The following is a 23,436-nucleotide window of genomic DNA, read 5'->3' as shown; positions in this document are numbered from 1 at the left end:
GGCTACCGCCTAAGGTTGCTCTGCCGCGCCCTGGTTGGCACTGCGCTGCGCCATGGTCTGGGCCAGTTTCAGCGCTTCAATCAGGCTGGACGGGTTTGCCTGGCCGGTGCCTGCAATATCAAAGGCCGTGCCGTGATCTGGCGATGTGCGGATAAAGGGCAGGCCCAGGGTGACATTGACGCCGCGATCAAAGTCCAGCGTCTTGATCGGGATCAGCGCCTGATCGTGATACATGCAGATGGCGGCGTCATAGCGGGCGCGGGCGGTAGCATGAAACAGGGTATCCGCCGGATGTGGCCCGGTGAGAGTGACTTGGTCCGAGGTCAACTCGCGGATAAGATCATTGATCCACAACAGCTCTTCCTGCCCCATGGCGCCGCCTTCACCGGCATGGGGGTTCAGCCCGGCCACCGCGATGCGCGGATGGGCAATGCCAAACTGGCTGCGCAGCCCCTGGGCGGTGATGGCGATCACCTCTCGCAGCAGATCCGGGGTGAGGGCGCGCGGGACCTCGCTCAGCGCGATATGGATGGTGGCGGGAACCACCCGCAGGGCAGGGCTGGCCAGCATCATCACAACGCGGCTGCAGCCTGCCAGATGGGCGAGAAACTCGGTATGTCCGGGAAAGGCAAATTGAGCCCCATCAATCAGCGCCTTTTTGTGGATGGGGGCGGTGCAAAGTGCCGAGGCCTGCCCCGACTGGACCAAAGCAACGCCGCGTTCAATGGACTGCACAACCCCCGGCGCGTTTTTGGGGTCGGCGCGGCCCTTGAGAGCGGAACCGGCAAACTCCAATGGCAAGACCGGAAGCGCATGGCCGCAGAGCGCCAGAGCCTCCTCTGGTGCCTGGATCACTGCAAAGGGCGCGTCTTTTGGCAGATGGCGTGGATCACCAATCCAATAAAAGGGGCAGCTCTCTTGCAAGAGCTGCCAGGCCTTTACGGTGATCTCAGGGCCAACCCCGGCTGGTTCGCCACAGCTCAATGCGATGGGACGCTGGGGCAGGCCAGAGCGGGTCATTTCTCAACGATCAGGGCGTCGGCCCGAAGCTGTTCAAGGAAGCTCTCGGCCAAAGACGTCAGCCGTTGGTGCGTCAGAGCATTGGCGACGGTTTCACGAGATTCACCTTCGCCCAGTTCGGCGGTGCGCCCACAGAGCATCAGCAACATCAGTGTCTGACCCTGGTTGCGGGTTAGATTGAGGGAAATTTCATTGTCATCCAGCTTGGCCAGCTCGATGGCGATGTCCTGGGGGATTTCAGCAGGCACCAGGCTTTGGCGGTCCAGAATGCTGGGGTCCTGGTCCTTTGCGATGCCATAAAGGTCGTCGCAGCTGTCGATGCTATCCGCAATCTTCTGGCCTTGGGCCAGGGTCTCGGGGCTGCGGCCACCGGGGAGATAATAGGCGGCATATTCGATTGCGGAATATTTCTGGTTGCTGCCGACGACTTCGCGCACGCCACGCATCTGGAACATCGCCACGGCGCCCTGCAAGGGCAGGGGCTCGGTGATTTCGCCGGGGTCAAGCGCCAGGACAATTGGTTGCAGCTGTGGCGGCAGTTTGGTCAGGTTCATCCATGGCAGACGGCCGCCATTGTTCCGGCTGTCTGAGGCGGAATACTGGGTGGCTGCAGTCGAAAAGGCAGCAAAGCTGGTTATTTCCCCAACCTGATCGGTCAGGTTCTGGACCTGTTGCGCGTTTTGTTCGTTGATGGGCACGATCAGTTCTGACAGCAGAACCTGCACCCCGCCGGAACCCGCCTGACCCATTGCACGGTCAATTTCCACCTCTGTGGGGCGTGCCCGGGACAAAAACCGCCCGCCAATATATTCGCGCCAGCCAATACCCACCTCGGTAAAATCGCGCAAAGTTTCGGGATCGACTCCGTTGTCTTTGAGAACCGTCAGAAACTCATTGAGCGACAGATTGGCCCGTCCGGCCAGTTCGGTCATGCCTGCGGTAATCTCTTCCTCGCTGGGGGAGATGCCAACCCTGGCCAGTTCAGCCTGTTTGAGCCGATCCTTGATCAGCTCTTTGCGCGCCATGATTTCCGGGTTCCCAGGCGTCCGCAACACGTTCATGAACCGGGCGCGCTGTTGCAGCTCGTAATGGGTGATGACAGAGCTGTCGACGGTCACTGCGGGTGAAAACAGCCCCTGCGCGGCCAGTGGCGCTGCTGTCGAAGAGAGCGCGAGGCTCAACGTGATAGCCACCGTCGCTCTGGAAAGGCTTCGGATCAAGGAAGCGGAGAAGGCCTGGGTCAAGATTGTCTGCATGATCGCCTGTACTGTTTGCTGCCGTTATTGACTGAGAACCCGTTCATGGAAATTGAAAACCCAAAATCCGTTGAGGGATCTACGCTTGTTGTTGAGGTATAGCGACGGTTTACCGAAAGGTCGACCGTCACACATTCGTTGCTGTAGGCTAGGCCAAGTCCCGCCCGCGTTGCCCGGGCATCGGAAATATCATAGCGCAGGCTGGCACTGGCTTTCCAGCTGGGAGAGACCTTGTAGGAGCCATCAAACCAGATTTCAGAGGTTTCAGTGATGCGGTTCTCGTTTGGATCGGTGCCAAGCCAGAGATAGCTGCCAGAAACGGCCAGCGCATCACGATACCAGTCCCCACGCACCTCTGCTTTGGAGAAGTTCAGAGAATCATTCAGCAGGCCGCGCGCGGTCAGGGCAATGCCGTCGTTGAATTTCAATTGACCCGCCAATAGCAGGTCCGAAGTGGTGCCCCCCAGGCCCGAACTTTTGGTGAAACGGCTGTCGGCGTCCTGGCGGATCACTTGGCCCAGCGTCGCATAGGCCTGCCAGCCACTGGTGGCAAAGCGCGCCCAGTTGAAGCCATAGGCGAGGGTCAGCCCGTCTTCGCGCGCGTCCGACGCCGGGAACCGCGACAGCGACAACAGATTGGCCTGGTCAAATTCGACATAGTTGCTTTCATCTTGCGCAACGCTGTCTCCGATCACATTGCTCCAGCCCAGTTGCACGATGGGTTCAAAGTACTGGGCGGCGCCGCTGGCGTCGGTTTTGGACATGGGCAGGCGCAGGGTGAGCGCGGATCTGGGGGTGAGGCGCGAACTGTGTTCGGAAAAATACGAATCGTCATAGGTGGTAAAGCCATCAATGGCAGAGCCGATCTCCCATTCCAGCTGCACCCCACCGGCCAATTGCCAGCTCCGGCGCCAATCAAGATCTGCGGTGAAACGCCCGTGATCGCGACCATTGGCGGTGGTGAGGTTACCTTCTTGATCAGAGGTGCGGTTGTGGCCGTGGGCCTCAAGTGTCAACCGGGTCTCACCGCCAATGGAGGTCGGGAAGTAACGCTTTTGAAAATAGGCCTCACCAATGGTGGAGGGGATGAGATCCTGATCTTCGCTGTCGCGCAGGGTCTTGAAGTTAATCAAAGCCGCGTGCAGCAGGCTGTCTCGGGTGGAGCGAGTCAGGGTGACTTCGGACCGCAGGCGGTCAAGGTCGGGCAGGCTGTAATCTGCAATATAGGCGTCATCCGAAACCGTCTTGAGGTCAAACTCCAGCTGGAAATCTCGCGGCAGCTCAAACAGGCCCGTCGCAAAGAGGTACCCACGGTCTTCGCCTGGCTGCAGATCATCCCGGGTATAGGCCCCTTCGAGTTGAACGGAGCCACGCCGGAAGGCCTGCCGGTAACGGGCCTCCAGGGTTCTGGTGCTGCCCGAAATATAGGGTGACAGGGTAAGGTCCCGGCTGTCGCCAAGCGTGAAGAAATAAGGAACTTTGACCCCGGTTCCGAGGTTCGAGGTGGTCCGGGTCGAGGGCACCAGAAAGCCGCTGGTGCGCTTTAGGTTTGGATCTGGCAGACGCACGGCGGGGAAGTAAAACACCGGCACATCAAGAATTCTGACCTGGGCGTTTTCAAAATAAAGCTGCTGCTCAACCTGGTCATGAATGACGCGCCCGGCGCGGATCTGCCAAAGCGGTGGCTTGCCATCTTCGCAGACATGGCAAGAGGTCACCGAGGTTTTGTAGAGCTGCGTATAGCGCCCTCCCACGCGGGTCATCTGCAAGGAGGCCAGCTGCAATTGCTGTTTAAAGATCATGCGCGCCCCGGTCAAAAGCCCGTCGCGCAGGCTGCGGTCCAGTTCGGCTGCATTGGCCAGAATTGTAATGTCGCCGCCCTGATCAATCCGGATAGGGCCTTCGATCTGCAGGGTTCCAGAGCTCTCTTCAAAGATGATCCGCTGTGCCTGTAGCCGGACATCCCCTTGGAACGCTTCAACATTCCCCTTTGCGATCAATTGCCGCTCGGGGGTGATAAACAACTGATCAGCAACCAGAATCGCAGGCTGCTCCGCAGTGGGAGCAGGTCCGTTTTGCTGCGCTCCCGCAGGGGAGGTGATGGCTAGCCAGGGCAAAACCACCGAGAGCAACAGGGCGCGGCGCATATTATCCGTCCTCAGCATGTAAAAGCAGTCCCATCGTCAGCAGTATTGAGGCAACCGGCGGAGCCCAGGCGGCAAGGGCCACCGGAATCTGACCATTCTCCCCCAGAATCTGCGCAAAATTTCGTATAAAGTACAGTCCAAAGCCTAATAACACAGCAGTTAGCACTGCAAGGCCAGTGCCGCCAAATCGTGTATGGCGCATGGTAAAGGCGGCCCCAACCAGCACCATGGCAATCAGGAACAGGGGCCGGGCCAATTCTACCTGGTACCAGACCTGGTAGCGTTTGGTGGCAAAGCCGGCCTCGGCAAGATCGCGAATGGTGGTTGGCAGGTCATAGACGGAAATCCCATCCGCCGATCCCAGCCGGTCCCGAATGCGGTCCTGCGTCAGCGAGGTCGGGATCCGCAGGGTATCATGGGTGGCGGCTGATCTTTCAGGATTGAGACCCGCCGTCATATGCCAGGCCTTGGCCTTGTGAAGCAGCCATTCATCGCCGTCCAGCCGGGCCGTTTCGGCGATGATTTGCCGGATGGGGCCGCCGCCGGGTGCATAGGCAAGGATGGTGACATCATAGAGCACAATGTCGTCGCGCCCACCGCCATAAGAGCTGGCATGGATGACCGACTGGCCGTTGGCACTGCCCTGGCGCAGCCATAACCCTTCACCAGAGAGCGACAGGGCCGAGGGCCCGCCGGTGCGATAGGTGTCGGCCAGGCTCTTGGACAGGTTGGTTGTGGCTGCAACAATTGGGTTGAGGGTGCTCACCGCCAGCAGCCCCAGCAGCCCGGCCACCAGAACCGGCGCCGCCAGCGCTCGAATGCCCGATCGCCCAGCGGCCCGCGTCACCACCAGCTCGCTGCTGCGGGCGAGACCGACAAACAACACAATGGTGGTCAGGATCATAATCAGCGGCAGGAACTCGCTGAGCGCTGCGGGGGCATTCAGAAGCGTGAGCCCAACAATTTGGCTGGCGCTCACATCAAAGGCATCAAAACGGCGGATCTGCTCGTTCAGGTCGATGAGAATAACAAGGGTCATCAACACGCCGCAGATCACTGCAAACCATTGGAAAAACCGTCGGGCATAATACAGATCCAGCGTCATGATCCGGCCTCCTGGCTACCAATTTCGAGACTCGAGACAGACCTGCGACGCGGGGTCAGCGGATGCGCGGCCAATTGCAAAAATCCGACTGCAATCACCAGGCCGATCAGGGCAGGCAGGTAGATCAGCGGCCACAGATCAGGACTGATCCGCACCGGTTCCGAAACCACGCCCCGCAGCCCCTCGACGATGATCAACAACAAAAAGGCCAGCAGCGCCTGCCGCCAAACGCCAAAACGCGAATGTGATCCGATCATGAGCGCAGAGAATCCGATAAGCGCCACCACAACGCAGATCAGAGCGCGGGCAAAGCGGAGATGAAATTCTTCGGCCAGCGCGCCAAGGCTAAAGCCTTCGGAGAGGTTGATTTCCTCCCGGTTTTGCAGCAGCTCCCAGCTGGAGATCTCGCGGATACTGCGCTGTATTGTTGAGCTTTTGTTGGCCAGAGAGCTGATGTCATAGGAGAAATCAGAAAAGTTGGTGGTGGAGAGCTGCTTGGTCCGATTGTTCAGGCGCTGCGCCATGCCGTTGACCATGATCAGGTGGGTTTTGTCCCCGTCACGCACCAGAAAAGCACGCGCACCGGTATAGGTCACGATTTGATTTGGATCGCGGCGGTCAGACAGAAAGACATCATTGAGCGTTCCATTGGAATCAATCTGACGGATGTAGAAGGTCACGCCCTTAGCCGGGTGCAGAAAATGCCCCTCGGTCAGTAGCTTGGCGGTAACATTGCGCGATACCTCCTGTTCACGCAGCGCCAGTTGGCCAATCGAGCTGGGCAACAGGAAATGGGTGAGCACAGACATCATCAGGGCGGTGACCAGCCCAAAAACCAAGGCCGGTCGCGCCATTTGCCAGGGGCTTGTGCCAGTGGCCTGCAGCACGGTCAGCTCACTTTCGCTTTGCAGCCGGTTGGTCACCCAGACCGCAGAGGCAAAGACCGCCACAGGCAGCACCATGCGAATGAGATTGGGCAGGGTGAGGGCGGTGAACTCCAGAAAGACAAGTGCCGTCTGGCCGTCACCGATCAGCCGGTCAAACAGCACAACTGCCCGGTTGACCCAGAAGACAGCAACAAGAATGAGCGCAAAAAAGCTGAAAAACAGCAGGTATTGCGACAGGACATATCTGTCAAAGCGTGACATTCGATCCCCCCAGACCCTGCCATTATCATTTTGCGGAACCTTAGAGGAATTGTTTCACGGGGAAAACTGCTATCTGCGTGATTTCTGAGGTCTATTGCAGGTTTGGCAGGTTGGTGTCGACGTCAGCTCGTTTGCAATGCCTGATTTCCCCTGGCTCAGCGGGCCGGTGGGGGCTGGCTATTGTGCAGAGCCCCAGTTACCTATTGTGTAAATAAAACAAGACCCCATTCCGACAGGAGCCTCAAGATTATGCGCACTATGCCCGCCGTCCGTTTTACCGATTACGACCCCAAGGCCCTCGCTGGGATGACCGATCATGTTGTTGTTCTGGTCACCCCCGATGGTGTGATGGATCAGGCTGCGCGCAGTGCCAACCGGTTGACCAAAGGCGCCCTGGCACGTCTGATCGCTGCTCCGGAGTTTGCAACCCACAAGCCAGGCACGGTGATTTCCCTGGCCTGGCCTGCTGGCATGGCCGCAGAAGCCCTGCATGTGCTGGTCTTGCCACGCCGCACCACCCCAATCGCGGCCCGTCGGGCCGGCGCCAAGCTGATCGTTGCGGCGCCACAGAAAACCATGACGGTGATGGCGGGCTCGATTCCAAAGGCTGCCGAGCTGGCGATGGGGATGGCGCTGCGCAGCTATGAGTTTGACCGGCACAAGGCCATGAAAGAGGCCAAACCTGCAGCCGAGATTACCATTGCGCACAGGGCCTATGACGAGATGGCAGCCGCCTATGCGCCATTGGCTGCCGTGGCCGAGGGCGTTCACATGACCCGCGATCTGGTCAATGAACCCGCCAATGTGCTGACCACCAGCGAATTTGCCCGCCGGATCGAAGACATGTCTCAGATTGGGCTTGAGGTGGAAATTCTCGACGAGGCGCAGCTGCAAGAGCTCGGCATGGGAGCGCTGCTGTGTGTCGGGCAGGGCTCTGACAGCCCTTCCAAGGTTGCGATTATGAACTGGAAAGGCGGGGCCGAGGGCGAAGCTCCGCTGGCCCTGGTTGGCAAGGGTGTGGTTTTTGATACCGGCGGTATCTCGCTAAAGCCCGCCGCTGGCATGGAAGACATGACCATGGATATGGGCGGCGCCGGGGTGGTTGTCGGCACCATGAAGGCGCTGGCCCTGCGCAAGGCCCGCGCCAATGTGGTGGGGCTGGTGGGTCTGGTGGAAAATATGCCCTCGGGCAATGCCACCCGTCCCGGCGATGTGGTGAAATCGATGAAGGGGGACACGGTTGAGGTGATCAATACCGATGCCGAGGGCCGTTTGGTGCTTTGTGATGTGCTGTGGTACGCGCAGGAGCGGTTCAATCCCTGTGGCATCATTGATCTGGCCACCTTGACCGGCGCGGTGATTATTGGCCTGGGCCATGAAAACGCGGCGGTTTTCTCCAATGACGACAGCCTGTGTAATGGTTTTCTCAAGGCGGCCAAGGCAACCGATGAAGGCGCCTGGCGCCTGCCGCTTGGCCAGGGGTATGACGATCAGCTGAAATCGCGGATTGCCGATATGAAAAACGTTGGTGGCCGCCCTGCCGGCTCGATCACCGCCGCGCAGTTCCTCAAACGCTTTATCAAGGACGATATGCCCTGGATTCACCTGGATATTGCCGGCGTTGCCTCGGTGACATCCGCCACATCCTATGCGCCCAAAGGCGCCACCGGTTGGGGCGTCATGGCCTTGGATCGCCTAGTGCAAAACACCTTTGAGGCGGAATAAGTCGATCATGGGCGCTGCCTATTTTTATCACCTGACCCGCCATCCTTTGCAGGAGACCCTTCCGGTTTTGCTGCAAAAGGCGCGCGGTGCAGGCTGGCGCATCGCAGTGCGGGGCACGATGGCCGACCGGATGAGTTGGCTGGATGACAGCCTTTGGCAGGGCAGTACGGACAGTTTCCTGGCCCATGGTCTGGCGGGTGGGCCCCATGATGCGTTGCAGCCCATTTTGCTGACCAACACCGCCGAGAGCGCCAACGCGCCAGAGTGTCTGATGACAGTTGATGGCGCGGTTGTGACCCCTGAGGAGGTTCAGGCGCTGGAGCGCGTGTGTATTCTGTTCGACGGCACGGACCCGGATGCGGTTCAGCAGGCGCGGGGACAATGGAAAAGCCTGACAGGTGCGGGCTGTTCTGCCCAGTACTGGTCCGAGGAATCTGGGCGTTGGGAAAAGAAAGCAGAGGCCTGAGGGGGCTGGCGGGTCAAGCAGCGCCTCATTGATCTGCGATCTTCCACTTGATGAGCGGTCAGAATTATGGGTTTCTTTTGATGCCGCGGACAACTCGCCTGTAGGGGGAGAGCCGCCTAGCATTTGTAATGGAGTCAGATTGTAGAAATTTTCCCGCATAGGGGGGGGCTTGATGCCGCTTGCCAATCCTTGAGTTGTTTTGATACAGGTTGTTTTGATACAGAAGGGCACGGGATTGGCCTTTCCCGGGACGTCGGATGTCAATTTAAGAATAGCTTCGCGCTTGCTTCCAATCAATGGGCGAGCCTTTTAAAGGAAGCTATTGTATCGGTCGTAAAAGTGTACCGGTCTCAAAAGATACATTCAAAACCCCAAATTTACTTTGGGCGCGATATGACGGTAAATTTGTGATTGGTATAATGGTTCTTAATTTTTTCGGGAGATAGTGGAAATATTGCTTTCGGATAGGTTTTCCATCGTTGGGTGGGGGTGCCGGAAGCCTAATCTTCAATCGGTTGGCATATTGGCCAGATGATAGGTGTTGTTGGCTCGAAGATGTGCCCAGGGGCTGGGCTGCTTTGGGCGGAGCTGGATGAGTGTGTAAATGTTTAAAGTTATTACTCAAAACCTGCAGGTGATCTGGCGGCGGAAGGCGGGCAATGGGTGTCCCGAATGTTCTGTGAGCGCAGCTCAAAGGCTCGTTGGTCATGTGACGCTTCAAGGTAAGCGTCGGTGCGCGCGTTTCCTATTGCTGGTGGCGCTTTTCCTGGGCGGGGCTGGAGCCACCTCCGCGCAGGAAATGAATTGCCGTGTCTTTGACGATTTGACGACCTTGGTGCATCTGAGCGAAGATTTTCTGGATAACGTTGAAACTGGTGCGGATACCGGGGCTGCCAATAGGCTTTCCAACTTTCTGCGCAAAACACCAGTGGTCGAACTGCGGCTCCTGATCGTCGAAAACGGGTTTGAGAAAATTAGCACCCCAACTGCCAAACTTGTGGCGCTGCAAAAAACCATTTTGAAAATGCGTTCGATTGGGGGGCAGTTCAAAGCCGCGGAGGCGGCGCGGAAGCTGCGCGTCCGTGACAAACTGGAGGTCTACCGAAAAGAGTTGGTCGCTCTCCCCTGTGGGGAGGTGAACGGGTTTTGGCGAACAGCGGGAGAGACCGTTAGTGAGGCCCTGGTCACCAGTAAAACGGCCGGCATCGGCGCCCTCATGGTTTTGATCCTGGGTGTTGTTGCGTTTGTTCTCTTTGATCGGATGCGACAAAAAAAATCCGATATTCAAAAACGGTTTGTTTGTCGTATCGATTGCAAGGTGAAGGCCGGAAAAGAGGAGGAGGAGGACGCCGAGGCCCGAATTGTTGATGTCAGCCGAATTGGCGCCAAGGTGAAAACAGAGACCGTTTACAAGGTCGGGAGCGAGATCGAAGTCGTCTTACCCAGAAAGAGAATAAATTTCCCTGATCACGCAGTCACCTATGACAGCTGGTCGTTTGTGGGCAAGATCGTCTGGAGCAAGGGGGACTATCTGGGGCTTGAGTTCACGGAATTGATGGAGCAGGACCGATTGAAGCAATTGATTTCGGTGAGCTGACAGCTTGCTGGCTGCATATCCCTATCGCCCTCGCTGCAAAGCGGGATCTAGCGGGTCAGCACCAGGGCGCCGTTGCGAATTTCAATACTGGACCATCGCTGCAAATAGGTCATACCCAACAATGACTTGTCCATCTCACCCTGATTGACGGATACCCGTAGATTGCGATCTCGGATCTCACCAAGGGTGAGTTCATCAATCCGCACAGATGCGGTGCGCACAATGCCGTTTGCCGTATTGGCCCGTCCGAGATAGGCCAGCTTTTCCGGTTCCAACCCGGCGCGGCGCGCATCCTGCGTGCTCAGGACAACTTCGCTGGCACCGGTATCCACCAGAAACTCGACCTTAGCACCATTGACGGCAAGGGTGAGGTAGTAATGGCCATCGGGCGCGCGGGGAACAATGACGCGCCCGGTTTCGCTCATCACCGATTGTTGTGGGCGTACGGTTTGGCGAATGTCCTCCCACAGACCGTAGCCGGCGATGACGCCCAGAAAGATAAAGCCCCAGATCGCCAGCTGTTGCAGGGTTGTGCTCAGGTTTTGTCGCGTTTGCACAAAAACCCAAGACCCCACCGCACAGAGCAGCAACAACAGGTAGAGCAGACGGCCATAATCGATGTCTTCCATGGGTCACATGTGCTCCCTTTTGCGTGTGGCTATGCGCCCCGGCTAGCTGGCAAAGCCAAAATCACGCAGCCCGTCCAGGACAAACTGCACCGACAGGGCGGCGAGCAGCATCCCCAAGAGCCGGGTCACCACATTGATGCCGGTCTTGCCAAGGGCGCGTTCAAACAGGCCTGAGGCGAGGAACATGGTCAACATCACAGTCAGCACCGCAAAGACCACAGACATCACCAGGGCAAAACCCTCCAGCCCAGGTTTTTGCCCAGCCAGCAGGATCACCGTTGCAATGGATCCAGGCCCGGCAATCAGCGGGATCGACATTGGAAAAATCGACGGGTCCTGAGCCGGGGTGGCCTCTTCACCCTGATTTTCCCGTCGCTTGGTGCGCCGCTCAAACAACATGTCCAACGCGGTGAGGAACAGCAACACTCCGCCCGCCACACGGAATGCGGCCATGGAGATACCGGCAAAGCCCAAAACTGCCTCGCCAAAGGCGGTAAAGAGTGCCAGCAAAAACATGGCGGTAAGTGCGGCGCGCAGCGCAATCGAGCGCCGTTCGTGCGGGGTTGCCCCCTGGGTCAGTGCCAAAAAGATCGGGGTGAGCCCAATGGGATCAATGATCACAAAGAGGGTCACAAAAGAGGTGATCAGAAAGGCAGTGTCGATCATAGAGCCTCAGCTTTTTCCAATTTTTCCAAGGCGCGCATCCACAACAGCTCAGCCCGCTCCAATGCGGTGATGACCTCGGCATGTTTGCCCTGCCAAACCCGAGCCTCGTCTTTTTTCTCAGGTTCGTAAAGCTCCGGATCCGCCAGTTTGACATCCAGCTTGTCTTTCATCTGGGTCAGTTTGGTGACACGCTCTTCGGATTTGCGCGCTTCCTTGCGCAGGGCCAGGATGGCATCCCGCGAGGGGCGTGCTGGCTTGGCCTTTTCTTTCTTGGCAGGCTTGTCCTTTGGCGCGGGCTTGTCTTTTTCCAGTAACAACGCCCGATAAGAGGCCAGATCGCCCTCATAGGGGGTTACCGTGCCCTTGGAGACCAGCCAGAGACGGTCTGCCACCAGGCTGAGCAGGTGCATATCGTGGCTGACCAGGATCACCGCGCCGGTATAGGCAGTCAGCGCTTCAACCAGGGCCTCGCGGCTTTCGATATCCAAGTGGTTGGTCGGCTCATCGAGGATCAACAGATGCGGGGCATCCAATGTGGCCAAGAGCAAGGACAGACGTGCCTTTTGCCCCCCCGACAGGCGGCCCACGGCGGTATCCGCCTGATCGGCGCCCAGGCCAAACCCGGCCAGACGCGCCCGCAGCCGCGGCTGGCCCTCACTGGCGCGCTCGCGCATCAGGTGCTGCAGCGGGGTTTCGTCAATATAAAGCTCATCCACCTGGTGCTGGGCAAAAAAGCCGATCCGCAGCTTGCTCGACTGGGTCATCTTGCCGCCCATAGGCGCAAGCCGCGCCGAGAGCATTTTGGACAGGGTGGATTTGCCCTCGCCGTTTTTGCCTAGCAGGGCAATGCGGTCGTCCTGATCGATACGCAGATCCAGATTGCTCAGGATCACCTTGCCGTCATAGCCAACCTTGACGCCCTCGGTTGCGATAATGGGCGGCGACAGCTCTTCCGGCGTGGGAAAGGTGAAAACTGTGCGTGCTGCATCTTCGGGCGCGCGGATGGTTTCCATCTTTTCCAGCATTTTCACCCGGCTCTGCGCCTGTTTGGCCTTGCTGGCCTTGGCCTTGAAGCGATCGACAAAGCTCTGCAGATGGGCGCGCCGGGCGTCTTGTTTCTTCGCCTGGGCGGCCTGGTTGGCGCGATTGGCGGCGCGCTGGCGGGCAAACTGATCGTAGTTGCCGCCATAATAGGTCACCTTGCGGTCTTCCAGATGCAGGATGCCGCCCACCGACCGGTTCAGCAGTTCACGGTCGTGGCTGATGATGATCACGGTGTGCGGATATTTGACCAGATAGGCCTCAAGCCAAAGCGCGCCTTCCAGATCAAGATAGTTGGTCGGTTCGTCCAGCAGCAACAGGTCGGGTTCGGAAAACAGCACCGCCGCCAGGGCAACCCGCATCCGCCAGCCACCTGAAAAGTCAGAGCAGGGCCGCTGTTGTGCCTCTTCGTCGAAACCCAGACCTTTGAGGATCGAGGCGGCGCGCGCTTCGGCGGACCAGGCGTCGATATCGGCCAGCCGGGTCTGCACCTCGGCAATGCGGGTCGGATCTGTTGCGGTCTCGGCCTCGGCCATCAAGGCGGCCCGTTCGGTGGCGGCAGCCAGCACGGTGTCGATCAGCGACACATTGGACGAGGGCGCCTCTTGCGCGATGCCGCCGATCTGGGCCTTGGACGGCAGGGTGATCGACCCTGTCTCAAGCGCCAGCTCGCCGCGAATAAGGCGAAACAAGGTTGTTTTGCCGGTGCCGTTGCGCCCCACAAGACCCACTTTGTGGCCGTTGGGAATGGTGGCACTGGCCTCTTCGAACAGAGGGCGGCCTTCAACCGAATAGGTGATATCGCGAATACGTAGCATGGCTCATCCACTGTCGCAGTCACCGCGCCTTGTCAATGCGTATCCGCGCTGAGCTGCACCTCTGTGAGGGGGCTGTCTGAAACCTGCCGCAGATCAGCCCTCCAAACGCCCCGCGTCGCAATATTCGGCGCCAGATTAAGGCGGTGGGCACGTGCGCTTTGTATCTGGTCTTTTACCAAGGAATGCTGGAAGTTTGGATGCAGACCATTTGCGCAGAGGCCGTATTTGGCTATTTCTCAGTCTAAGCTACAGTATTCAGGTGATTTTATGCGGGCCGCAGAGAAAGCTCCCCATCTCATAACATTGATTTTTGCCACCGCCCTGGCGGTTTTGTCACTGAACATGTTTCTGCCCTCTCTGGCGCGGATCGCTGAGGATTTTGACAGCAGCTACGGGGTGGTGAACCTGGCCCTGGCTGGCTATCTGGGCATCTCAGCCGTGTTGCAGCTGCTCATGGGGCCGCTGTCTGATCGCTTTGGGCGACGTCCCATTTTACTGGGCTCGATGCTGATTTTTGCGCTGGCATCAATCGGCTGCGTGTTGGCGCAATCGGTCTGGGTTTTCCTCGGCTTTCGCATGATCCAGGGCACGGTTGTTGCGGGCCAGGTTCTGTCACGGGCCACCATTCGCGATATGCATTCTGCAACCGAGGCCGCCAGCAAGCTGGGCTATGTCACCATGGCCATGGCGCTGGCGCCGATGTTGGGGCCGTTGCTTGGTGGGGGGCTGGATATGCTTTTTGGCTGGCGCTCCAGCTTTGTGCTCTATGCCATTCTGGGGTTTGCTGTGTTTGCTCTCAGCTGGAGCAACTGGGGCGAGACCAATCATCAACAATCTGCCACCTTTGGGGCACAGATGCGCAGCTACCCAGAGCTTTTGGCCTCGCGCCGCTTTTGGGGCTACAGCTTCTGTCTGGCTTTCTCCATTGGCGGTTTTTACGCTTTTATCACCGGCGCACCCCTGGTGGCAGCGGCCTGGTTTGATCTCAACCCGGCACAGTTGGGGCTGGGCATCGGCATTATCACGGGTGGCTTCATGGTTGGCAATTTTGTCACCGGCAGATTGGCCAACCGGGTGCCGCTGATCTCTTTGATCCTGGCGGGGCGTTTTGCCGCCGTTATCGGGCCAATGATCGGCTTGGCGCTGTTTCTGGCGGGGCAGGGGGCGATCCCGGTGTTTTTTGGTGCTGCCATTTTGGTGGGATTTGGCAACGGGCTGACAGTGGCCAATGCCAGTGCGGGGCTGATGTCGGTGCGGCCGCACCTTGCGGGCAGTGCATCTGGGCTGTCGGGGGCCATCGTGGTTGCCCTGGGCGCGGTGATGACCACTGTGACCGGCGTTTTGGTCACGGCAGAGAATGCGCCATTTATGGTGCTGTCGATCATCTTGCTATCGAGCCTCTGCGCTTTGGCTTCGGCGATCTATGTGCGCTGGCTCGATATTCATGATCCGCTGGAGGAGGCCACATAAAGGGGAGCCACATAAAATGGCCTTGCATTTTTGCCTGGCGCAACTCACCCCTTCCCATAGGCCCGCTGGCGTGTTAGGCGGCGCGCGATAATACGGCGCAAATTTCTGCAGCCAATCTTTCAAATGGAGAACGCCCGATGGCTCTGCAACGCACTTTCTCGATCATCAAACCCGATGCCACTCGTCGCAACCTGACCGGTGCGATCAACGCCAAATTCGAAGAAGCTGGCCTGCGCATCGTCGCACAAAAGCGCATTCACCTGACCAAAGCCCAGGCTGGCAAGTTCTATGAAGTGCACGCTGAGCGTCCCTTCTACGATGAGCTGTGCGAATTCATGTCCTCCGAGCCAATCGTCTGCCAGGTTCTGGAAGGCGAAAACGCCATCGCGAAAAACCGCGAAATCATGGGCGCAACCAACCCAGCCGACGCCGCGCCCGGCACCATCCGCGCTGAGTTTGCTGAATCGGTTGGTGAAAACTCGGTTCACGGTTCCGACGCGCCTGAAACAGCAGCTGTTGAAATCGCTTACTTCTTCTCCGGTCTTGAGCTGGTCGGCTAAGCCACCGCTTTTATCTGAAGTTTAGATCGGGGCCGCTGCGGAGAAATCTGCAGCGGCCCTTTTCTATGGGGCTGCAGGGGGACGGTTGGGGTAGCTAGCGGCGCGCCGATCTGTCAATAACGCCAATCTGGTCGAGGATCCTCTCAAATTCGGAAAGCTCCTTGTCAAAGCTCCGGGTCTTGATGGCATCAAAGCGTTTGCGCAGGGCCTGTTTTTCCGCCCCTTTGCAATCGTTCCAGGGGCGCCCCTGCAGCGCCATGACCAGGACGTAATAGGCGATAAAATGTGGCTTGCTGCCGCTGGCCAGCAGGCGCCCATAGGCCACATCAGCGCCTAGGCTGTGCAGCTCTTCGGCGCTGTGAATGCCTGCCCGTTTGCAGGATTCCTCATAGGCCGGGCCGAGGTTTCGAATGGTGGAAATGGCTGTGGACATTTGGAGAACATAGGCGGAATTTTTGCCCTTGTCATCCGTCCTTTTGCAACGACACGCAGGGCTGGGGATCAGTCGCATGTTGTTGACAGGATGTTGTTTTCATCTGATCCTGAGATCAAAGATCAGGAGTATAAACTTTGCCAGACCACTCTGCATCGCCGATGGCGGATATTGATAACTTTGATTTGACCAATCCGCCCACCGGTTTTGTTGAGGACCCTTTTCCTTTTTATGATGCGCTGCTGTCCCAGGCGCCTGTCTTGGCGCAGCCAGATGGGTCTTTCCTGGTCAGTCGCTACGCGGATCTGGACCGTATCTACCGGGACACTTCGTTGTACTCTTCAGACAAACGGGCGGTTTTTTCACCCAAATTTGGCCTCGACTCGCCGCTGTTTGAACATCACACCACCTCGCTGGTGTTCTCGGATCCGCCGCTGCATACGCGGGTCCGGCGGATCATGAGTTCGGCGCTGACACCGCGGGCGATTGCCCGGATGGAACCTGGGCTGATCGCCACCGTTGATCATCTTCTCGACGGGTTGGAGAACCGCTCTTCGGTGGATCTGATCGCGGATTTTGCCTCCAGTATTCCAATTCAGGTCATCGGCAACCTGCTGGATGTCCCGCTCGAAGAACGTGAGCCCTTGCGGGAGTGGTCGCTGGCAATTCTGGGGGCTTTAGAGCCCTCGTTGACAGAGGAAGAGCTGGCCTTGGGGCATCGGGCGGTTGAGGAATTCAAGGCCTATCTGCAGGACCTCATTGCCCGTCGCAGAGCGGCACCGGGGGATCCTGAAACAGATGTCCTGACCCGGCTCATTGGCGATGACAATAGCGCCGCCGAGGATGACAGATTGAGCGAGATTGAGCTCATCCAGAACTGCATTTTCATTTTGAATGCGGGGCATGAGACCACCACAAATTTGATCGGCAACGGGTTGGCGCTGCTGCATGATTATCCCGAGCAACGCGCCCGGCTTTTGGCGCAGCCGGATCTGATCAAGACGGCGGTGGAGGAGGTGCTGCGCTTTCGCTCGCCAAACCAGCTGGGCAATCGCGAAACCACTGCCATGGTTGAAATTGGTGGGGTTGTCATTCCACGTGGCAGCAATTTGCATCTGTTGATTGGTGCGGCCAACCGCGATCCAGAGGTCTTTGCAGATCCGCACATATTTGACATTGGGCGCAAACCAAACCGACATCTCGCCTTTGCTGGCGGGCCTCATGTTTGTGTGGGGCTGACCCTGGCGCGGCTGGAGGGGAAAATTGCGCTGGAGCGGTTTTTGGCGCGCTTCCCCAACTATGAGATCCTGCCGGGGCGGCGGGATGGCGGGCGCATTCGTTTTCGCGGCTACGCGGCTTTGCCAGCTAAGGTCGCGGTCTAGGGGCGCGGCAGAGAACCTGCGAACAAGCGGTGACAGCCTGTAAGTATCAGGCCTGCGCGGGCCTTGGAAAAGGGATCAATAGAGCCCGGCTTCTTTTGCGATCATGGCAGCCTGGGTGCGGTTTTTTGCTTCCAGCTTGCGGCACAGCGTCCGTACATGCAGCTTGATGGTGACTTCCTGCAGATCAAGTTCGCGGGCGATTTCTTTGTTGGATTGGCCCTTGCAAAGCCAGGACAGGACTTCATTTTCACGCGGGCTGAGTTTTTCAGCCAGGGGATGCGCAGGGGCTGCAGATTCTGCGCGCATCAGGTCTACCGGGACATAGATTTCCCCGGCGGACATGAACCGTACCGCATTAAGCAGCGATTGGGCGCCCATGGTTTTGGGAATAAAGCCAATAGCCCCCAGTTTGAGCGCTTCTTGCGCGGTTTGAAGCGGGGCATTGCCAGAAAGAATGGCAACGCCTTTGCCGCCATTGGCAGCAATCGCTTCGCTCAGCCCGGCCAGCCCGTGCATTCCGGGCATTTGGTAGTCCAACAACACAAGATCAAAAGGGCCGTCGCGGTGAATTTGGTCCAGTGCCCCGGCCAGGTCTGTTGCCAAAAACACCGCTGCATCCCCCTTGCTTTCGAGGTAGGCAGAGATGGTTTCACGGACCATGTCATGATCGTCTGCTAGCAAAATACGCATGAAAACCTTAACTGAGTTCGAGTTGATCTTGGGTAAGTTTACAATCAGAAGTGTTTCAAATCCATCAAGATTTTGGATCAATTGGAGAGAAGGTTTTCAGGTGCACCCGGATTGCTGCACTGGTTGCCGCACTGGGACTGCGGCCCCCGGAAAGCCTGTTTCAACGCGCAGGTTCTAACGCAAAGGGGACCCAGCGGTTATTTTGAACATAAGAAAGGGCCTCCGCCAGGCCGCGTTTTTGTCCCCATGTTGCCTTGATTGGGGCTGCAAATGGCAGGGATGACAAGCACCCGGATAGCGTAACTATACGGAAGGATAGGAAACTATCCTCAGGCGTAGATAGTCCCAAGGCGGAGATATGTTAGGCTTTGCTCAATCGCAGATAGCGTAAAAAGCACAGAAAGTGCTGACTGTTGGGGAATCCCTGAACGCATTTTGTACCGTATTGGAGAGATAGATGATGATACGCGGTAAGAGACTGCTGTCCCTAGCTTTTGTTGGGAGTGTTGCAGCACTTGTAAGCCTGTTTGGCGCCGATATGGCCCAGGCTGGAACGGCAACCGAAGGTGCGGCTGACGTTTTGCTTACGGTCACGTTGGAGGGCGAGGGGGCGCGGGAAGAGCAGCTGACACTGCAGGACCTGCAGGCCTTTACAGCGGAAAGCTTTGAGACCGCTACGATCTGGACCACGGGCCCACAAAGCTTCACCGGGGTGCCCCTGGCAGATCTGCTCGCGCAATTTGATCTGACGGCAGAGACACCGGGTGTCATCATCGAGGCGCGCGCGGTCAATGACTATATGGTCGAGGTGCCGCTTTCTGATGCTGTCGCCGGGGGGCCACTTATTGCCTATCTGCGCAATGGCAAAACGATGTCTCTGCGGGGCAAGGGTCCTCTGTGGCTGGTTTACCCCTATGACAACAACCCCTCCTACCGCACCGAGGCGGTCTATTCCCGCAGTATCTGGCAACTGGACCATTTGACACTGAGGCAAAAACCTGAATGACACAGACAGCAGGGCAGATCCAAAATCAAAAGAAAGCAGGTCCCAAGGCCGCCTTCCCCAGGAAGGCGGCTGGATGGTTCTCTTGGGACCGTCTTGGTTCCGGAAACTGGCCGCGCTTTACAAAGATTCTGCTCCTGTTGGCCCTGATGGTGCTGCCGATGCTTACCCTGCAGTCGATGCGTCTTGGGCATGAGGTCTTGCAGCGCCTGGAGGGGCTCTCAACCGCTGCAACTGACAATATGCAGTGGGTGCTGTCGCAGGCCGAAGTTGACCACCTTAAACTGGAGGCGGCTCTTACCTCGGCGGAAGAGCCGGGGGGAGTCGCTGCTTTGCGGCGCCAATTTGACGTCTACTACAGTCGCATAGTTACTTTTGTTGAAGGCCCGCTTTTTGCTGATCTGCGCAGTTCTCCAGAGGGTGGGGAATTGCTTGGTCGGCTGCAGGACCGTCTGACGTCCCTTACTGCCTTGATTGATGTCCCCGATGAGCAGCTGATGAAGAACCGCCATCTGATCGCTATGCACCTGCTGCATAATGGCGACGATGTGCGGGAATTGGCGCTTTATGGTGTGGTCATTCAGGTCGAAGACACCGAAGGCAAGCGTTTGCAGCTGTTTGCGATCATGTGGCGCTTGGCGGTTGTGCTTTTTGCCCTGATTGTGGCTCTGGCGATCACCGCCTTGCTGTCGGGATGGATGTATCGTCGGGGCCGCAGATTGGCCGAAGAGCGCAGCAAGGCCTCTTCTCGTATGGAGGCGATGATTTCCTCTTCGCTCGATGCTATTTTGATGATCGATCAAGAGGGCCGTATCCTTGCTTTTAACGGAGCAGCCGAGGCAATTTTTGGCTACCGGCGCGAGGAGGTCATGGGGGCAAAAATGGATGAATTGATCATTCCTCCACATTTGCGTCAGGTCCATCTCGCGGGAATGGAACGGCTGAAAAAAAACTTCAATCCTCGCCTGGCAGGCCGGGGGCGGGTGCAACTGCAGGCACAGAGAAAGTCAGGCGAGATCTTCCCCATGGAGATGTCGCTTTCCGTCAGTCGCAGTGAAACCGACCAGGCCTATGTTGGCTATATTCGCGACATTTCCGACCGCATCGCAGTTGAGGAAGAGCTGCGCCGAGCCCGTGATGATGCCCTGGCCGGAGAGCGCGCCAAGGCCAATCTGCTGACGGTCATGAGCCATGAAATGCGGACGCCTCTGACCGGGATTCTGAGTTCCATTGAACTGCTGAAACAGACGGGGCCAGATACGGAGCAAAGCCGCTACCTGAATGCGATGTTGGTGTCCGGCGAGTTGCTGCTGCATCACGTCAATGATGTGTTGCAACTGTCGAGCCTGGAAGCCGGTATCGAAACCGAGGTCGAATGCCCCTTCAACCTGCGAGAATTGATGGAAGGTCTGGTGGAAAGCCAGAAGGCACCTGCGCGATCGAATGGCAACGAGCTGACCCTGAACTATAGTATCAAAGATGGTGCGGAAATGGTCACGGGGCGGCCACGGGCGCTGCAACAGGCTCTGCTCAATCTGATCGGGAATGCGATTAAATTCACCCGTGATGGCGCCGTGATGGTTGATGTTCAGCTCAATACCACCGCAGGCCAGATCGAATTTCACGTCTCTGATACCGGGGAGGGCATTGCCAAGAACAACCTGAGCCGGATTTTTGAGGACTTTATCACCCTGGATTCCAGCTATCAGCGCGGCAGCGAAGGCACCGGCCTGGGGCTGGCAATCACCCGCCGCATCGTCGAGGCCATGGGCGGGACCATCACCTGTGAAAGTGAATTGGGCGAAGGCAGCCTGTTTTCTCTTATCCTGCCGTTGCCGACAACGCAGTCGCTTCCTGCCGCCACTCCAGCCACAGAACAGGCGCAGGAACATTCTGCCAAAATTCTGGTGGTGGAAGACAATGATATCAACCGAGAGCTTTTCCAGAAAATGCTTCAAAAACTGGGGCATCAGGTCACGGTGGCCTCCGGCGGCGCTGCTGGGGTCGAGACATGCAGGCAGCAGGGATTTGACCTTATCCTGATGGATATCAGCATGCCCGAGGTGGACGGCATCGAAGCGATCCGGCGGATACGGGCGGAACACCTGGCGGATGACGTGGATATCGTTGCCCTCACGGCCCATACCGCCCCCAAAGACCATGCGCGGATCCTGGAGGCCGGCTTTGCCGAGGTGGCGACAAAACCGGTCAGCAATAGCGATCTCTCAACCCTGGTCGCGCGGCATGCAATGCCGGCCAAAGCTGCCGAACACCAGCCACCGGAGCAATCCGATATCGCGCAGTTCTTTGAGGCTCTGGGGGCAGAGCGCGCAACCGGATTTTTGAAGAGCTTTATCGCCGAACTCGAAAGCTTCCTGGGCGCACTGGATGGCGCGTCTCAGCTGCGTGATGAGCACCGCAAGGAGGCCCATCGCCTGGCCGGATCTGCGGCGGTTTTGGGGCTGGTCGATCTGCGCAGCGCCCTGCGTAAAATTGAGATACAGGAGACGGACCAAAAACCTCCGCTTACCAGGCTGCAGGACATCTGGGCCGGAACAAAAACAGGCCTGCAAGCGCATCTTGCCCATTCTGAGCAGGTTTGAGTGGCTTTGTGCAAGAGGTCTGAAAAACGGCACAAACATAAAGGGTAAAGACCTGGCGGTGCCATTGTCTGTCTCCGACGCCCCGGTGGCTTCGATGATATGCCAAAAGCCTGTATCAGCGCCGCCCAGATTCCCCGTGAAGGGGCGGCAGCAATCCCTGCTGTCAGACCGTCACTTGCCGACAATGAACCTTGCGACCACCCAGACACCAGCCCAAAGGACCGCCGTAGGGAAAAGGACAATCTTGGCAGCAAGGAGTCCTTCGTCTTCCGGGGTACGATAACCAAACGGCTCAAACACCAGAACATATGCCACGATCACAACCGTTGCGCCAAACAGGTCGTCAAACCCTGTGTTGGGTACGTCTGCAATCAGTCATATGAGTTGATCGACCGGGCTATTTCCATTCTCTTGCGGGTGATTTCTGCATTGTGTTTCTCCTGCGCATCCACTTTCCCCTGGGAAGTGCCGTCCGCAAGTGTCGGAAAACACGGGAAAAAGAAAAAGGGCATCGTTCTCTCGGGAAAGCGGTGCATTTTCTGTGCTCAGAAAGAAAAAGGACTTAGCGGATGAGCGCTAAGTCCTTGAAATTTTTGGCTCCGGCGGTAGGGATCGAACCTACGACCAATTGATTAACAGTCAACTGCTCTACCGCTGAGCTACGCCGGAACGGTCCGTGCGATATAGCGGGGCCTCTGGGGGAGGTCCAGAGGGGAAATTCGATTTCTTGAAAAAAACTCAAGGCAGAATTTGAAAGCTGCCGGTTTCTGTAAAGGCGCCGCAGGGTTCAACTTTGGACCTGCCTGCCAGATCGACAAGATGGGCAAACACATTGCGTTCAGCCGCTGGCAACAGAGCAGCGGGGGTTTCTTGGTAGATCGCCCGCGCCAGCTCGGTTGGGGTGGCCGGGGCCTGTGCGAGACAGGCCAGGATTTCGGCTTCGCGGCTTTTGCGATGGCCGATCAACCAGTCCAGCCGCTCTTGCGGGGCCGTGATTGCTGCGCCGTGACCTGGGTAGAACACCCGCCAGTTGCGGGCGCGCAGACGGGCGCAGGAAGTCATAAAATCGGTCAGATCCCCATCAGGGGGCGAGACCAGTGAACTGGCCCAGCCCATCACGTGATCTGCTGTGAAACAGGCATCATCCAGGGCAAGGGCAATGTGGTTGCCCAGATGGCCGGGGGTGTGGATGACTTCGAGCTGCCAGCCTGCCGCTGACAGGATCTCGCCATCCGCAACGGTGATATCCGGGACAAAATCGCTGTCGATGCCTTCGCCGCCGCTTGTCATGCCTGCGGTGACAAGCTGTTGCATGATAGCGCTGCGCCCGGCCTCTGAGGGGCCAAAGCCATAGACTGGTGCGCCGCAGCTGGCAGAGAGCGCACGGGCCAGGGGGGAGTGGTCCAGATGGCTATGGGTGACAATGATATGGCTGATCCGCTGGCCTGGCAGAACGCAGGCCAGAATCGCCTCCAAATGAGGCTGCATATCCGGTCCGGGGTCGATGACGGCCAGCTCCGTTGTCCCAACCAGATAGGTATTTGTACCCCGATAGGTCATCGGCGAGGGGTTGGGGGCCAAGAGGCGCCGCACACCGGGTTGCAGCTCTTCTGGATGGCCGGGGGCCGGGTTGAAATCATCGGGAGCCTGCATTTGGTTTGCCTCTGCTAAGGGCCG

19 protein-coding genes and 1 tRNA gene are annotated in these 23,436 nt (G+C 57.9%); 8 read left to right on the top strand and 12 right to left on the bottom strand.

Features of this window, described 5'->3' with window-relative positions; genetic code table 11:
- Positions 1–9: 9 nt before the first annotated feature.
- The 5 genes from pdxA to lptF are packed head-to-tail and all read right to left on the bottom strand — an operon-like array spanning position 10 to position 6,676.
- A complete protein-coding gene (pdxA, locus tag ARCT_RS26055; protein WP_036784889.1) occupies positions 10–1,020 on the bottom strand; it encodes a 4-hydroxythreonine-4-phosphate dehydrogenase PdxA in 1,011 nt (336 codons plus the stop codon).
- Positions 1,017–2,276, bottom strand: a complete 1,260-nt coding sequence (locus ARCT_RS0113810) for a peptidylprolyl isomerase (protein ID WP_027240611.1) — start codon at positions 2,274–2,276, stop codon at positions 1,017–1,019. Before ARCT_RS0113810 ends, pdxA begins: the two co-directional genes overlap by 4 nt.
- A complete protein-coding gene (locus ARCT_RS0113805) occupies positions 2,261–4,423 on the bottom strand; it encodes an LPS-assembly protein LptD (protein ID WP_027240610.1) in 2,163 nt (720 codons plus the stop codon). The genes ARCT_RS0113810 and ARCT_RS0113805 overlap by 16 nt, the downstream gene beginning before the upstream one ends.
- A gap of 1 nt (position 4,424) precedes the next feature.
- A complete protein-coding gene (gene lptG / locus ARCT_RS0113800) occupies positions 4,425–5,528 on the bottom strand; it encodes an LPS export ABC transporter permease LptG (protein ID WP_027240609.1) in 1,104 nt (367 codons plus the stop codon).
- Positions 5,525–6,676, bottom strand: a complete 1,152-nt coding sequence (gene lptF / locus ARCT_RS0113795) for an LPS export ABC transporter permease LptF (RefSeq protein WP_027240608.1) — start codon at positions 6,674–6,676, stop codon at positions 5,525–5,527. Before lptF ends, lptG begins: the two co-directional genes overlap by 4 nt.
- Before the next feature lie 249 nt (positions 6,677–6,925).
- Here lptF and ARCT_RS0113790 point away from each other — a divergent pair, with 249 nt between their 5' ends.
- The 3 genes from ARCT_RS0113790 (at position 6,926) to ARCT_RS0113780 (ending at position 10,464) form a co-directional block, all read left to right on the top strand.
- Entirely contained in the window at positions 6,926–8,401 is a 1,476-nt protein-coding gene (locus ARCT_RS0113790) for a leucyl aminopeptidase (protein WP_027240607.1), read from the top strand.
- A gap of 7 nt (positions 8,402–8,408) precedes the next feature.
- On the top strand, positions 8,409–8,867 hold the full coding sequence (locus ARCT_RS0113785) for a DNA polymerase III subunit chi (protein WP_027240606.1): 459 nt from the start codon (positions 8,409–8,411) through the stop codon (positions 8,865–8,867).
- 604 nt (positions 8,868–9,471) lie between these two features.
- Positions 9,472–10,464 (top strand): PilZ domain-containing protein, encoded by a 993-nt coding sequence (locus tag ARCT_RS0113780; RefSeq protein WP_084300867.1) that lies wholly within the window; start codon positions 9,472–9,474, stop codon positions 10,462–10,464.
- 47 nt (positions 10,465–10,511) lie between these two features.
- Here the strand turns inward: ARCT_RS0113780 and ARCT_RS0113775 are convergent, their stop codons facing one another.
- Genes ARCT_RS0113775 through ARCT_RS0113765 form a run of 3 tightly spaced genes read right to left on the bottom strand, consistent with a single transcriptional unit; the run spans position 10,512 to position 13,618 of the window.
- The gene (locus tag ARCT_RS0113775) at positions 10,512–11,093 is read right to left on the bottom strand and encodes a retropepsin-like aspartic protease family protein (RefSeq protein ID WP_027240604.1); all 582 of its coding nucleotides are present in this window, start codon (positions 11,091–11,093) and stop codon (positions 10,512–10,514) included.
- Positions 11,094–11,135: 42 nt separating this feature from the next.
- Positions 11,136–11,759, bottom strand: coding sequence for a MarC family protein (locus ARCT_RS0113770; RefSeq protein ID WP_027240603.1), 624 nt, complete (start codon positions 11,757–11,759; stop codon positions 11,136–11,138).
- Positions 11,756–13,618, bottom strand: coding sequence for an ABC-F family ATP-binding cassette domain-containing protein (locus ARCT_RS0113765; RefSeq protein ID WP_027240602.1), 1,863 nt, complete (start codon positions 13,616–13,618; stop codon positions 11,756–11,758). The genes ARCT_RS0113770 and ARCT_RS0113765 overlap by 4 nt, the downstream gene beginning before the upstream one ends.
- A 267-nt stretch (positions 13,619–13,885) precedes the next feature.
- Between ARCT_RS0113765 and ARCT_RS0113760 the strand changes: the two genes are divergently transcribed.
- Both ARCT_RS0113760 and ndk read left to right on the top strand, forming a co-directional pair.
- Positions 13,886–15,088, top strand: coding sequence for a Bcr/CflA family efflux MFS transporter (locus ARCT_RS0113760; protein ID WP_027240601.1), 1,203 nt, complete (start codon positions 13,886–13,888; stop codon positions 15,086–15,088).
- A gap of 137 nt (positions 15,089–15,225) precedes the next feature.
- Positions 15,226–15,648, top strand: a complete 423-nt coding sequence (gene ndk / locus ARCT_RS0113755; RefSeq protein WP_027240600.1) for a nucleoside-diphosphate kinase — start codon at positions 15,226–15,228, stop codon at positions 15,646–15,648.
- Between the two features lie 94 nt (positions 15,649–15,742).
- On the opposite strand, the gene ARCT_RS0113750 is transcribed toward ndk, so the two are convergent.
- Positions 15,743–16,081 carry a TfoX/Sxy family protein gene (locus ARCT_RS0113750; protein ID WP_027240599.1) on the bottom strand — a complete coding sequence of 113 codons (339 nt, stop codon included), beginning with the start codon at positions 16,079–16,081 and terminating at the stop codon, positions 15,743–15,745.
- Between the two features lie 161 nt (positions 16,082–16,242).
- Here ARCT_RS0113750 and ARCT_RS0113745 point away from each other — a divergent pair, with 161 nt between their 5' ends.
- Positions 16,243–17,463: a cytochrome P450 gene (locus tag ARCT_RS0113745; protein WP_027240598.1), complete on the top strand. Its 1,221-nt coding sequence runs from the start codon at positions 16,243–16,245 to the stop codon at positions 17,461–17,463.
- 75 nt (positions 17,464–17,538) lie between these two features.
- Here ARCT_RS0113745 and ARCT_RS0113740 read toward each other — a convergent pair whose 3' ends face one another.
- Positions 17,539–18,153, bottom strand: coding sequence for a response regulator transcription factor (locus ARCT_RS0113740; RefSeq protein WP_027240597.1), 615 nt, complete (start codon positions 18,151–18,153; stop codon positions 17,539–17,541).
- Positions 18,154–18,610: 457 nt separating this feature from the next.
- Between ARCT_RS0113740 and ARCT_RS0113735 the strand changes: the two genes are divergently transcribed.
- Positions 18,611–19,159, top strand: a complete 549-nt coding sequence (locus tag ARCT_RS0113735; RefSeq protein WP_051360753.1) for a molybdopterin-dependent oxidoreductase — start codon at positions 18,611–18,613, stop codon at positions 19,157–19,159.
- Positions 19,156–21,759, top strand: a complete 2,604-nt coding sequence (locus ARCT_RS0113730; protein WP_027240595.1) for a hybrid sensor histidine kinase/response regulator — start codon at positions 19,156–19,158, stop codon at positions 21,757–21,759. The genes ARCT_RS0113735 and ARCT_RS0113730 overlap by 4 nt, the downstream gene beginning before the upstream one ends.
- A 594-nt stretch (positions 21,760–22,353) precedes the next feature.
- Here ARCT_RS0113730 and ARCT_RS0113715 read toward each other — a convergent pair.
- Positions 22,354–22,428: transfer RNA gene (locus ARCT_RS0113715), tRNA-Asn, on the bottom strand.
- Positions 22,429–22,497: 69 nt separating this feature from the next.
- Complete coding sequence (locus ARCT_RS0113710) at positions 22,498–23,412, bottom strand: MBL fold metallo-hydrolase (RefSeq protein WP_027240594.1); 915 nt, start codon at positions 23,410–23,412, stop codon at positions 22,498–22,500.
- Positions 23,413–23,436: the final 24 nt, after the last annotated feature.

It is taken from the genome of Pseudophaeobacter arcticus DSM 23566 (assembly GCF_000473205.1).
GTDB lineage: Bacteria > Pseudomonadota > Alphaproteobacteria > Rhodobacterales > Rhodobacteraceae > Pseudophaeobacter > Pseudophaeobacter arcticus.
This window is presented reverse-complemented; position numbering and strand designations above follow the sequence as displayed.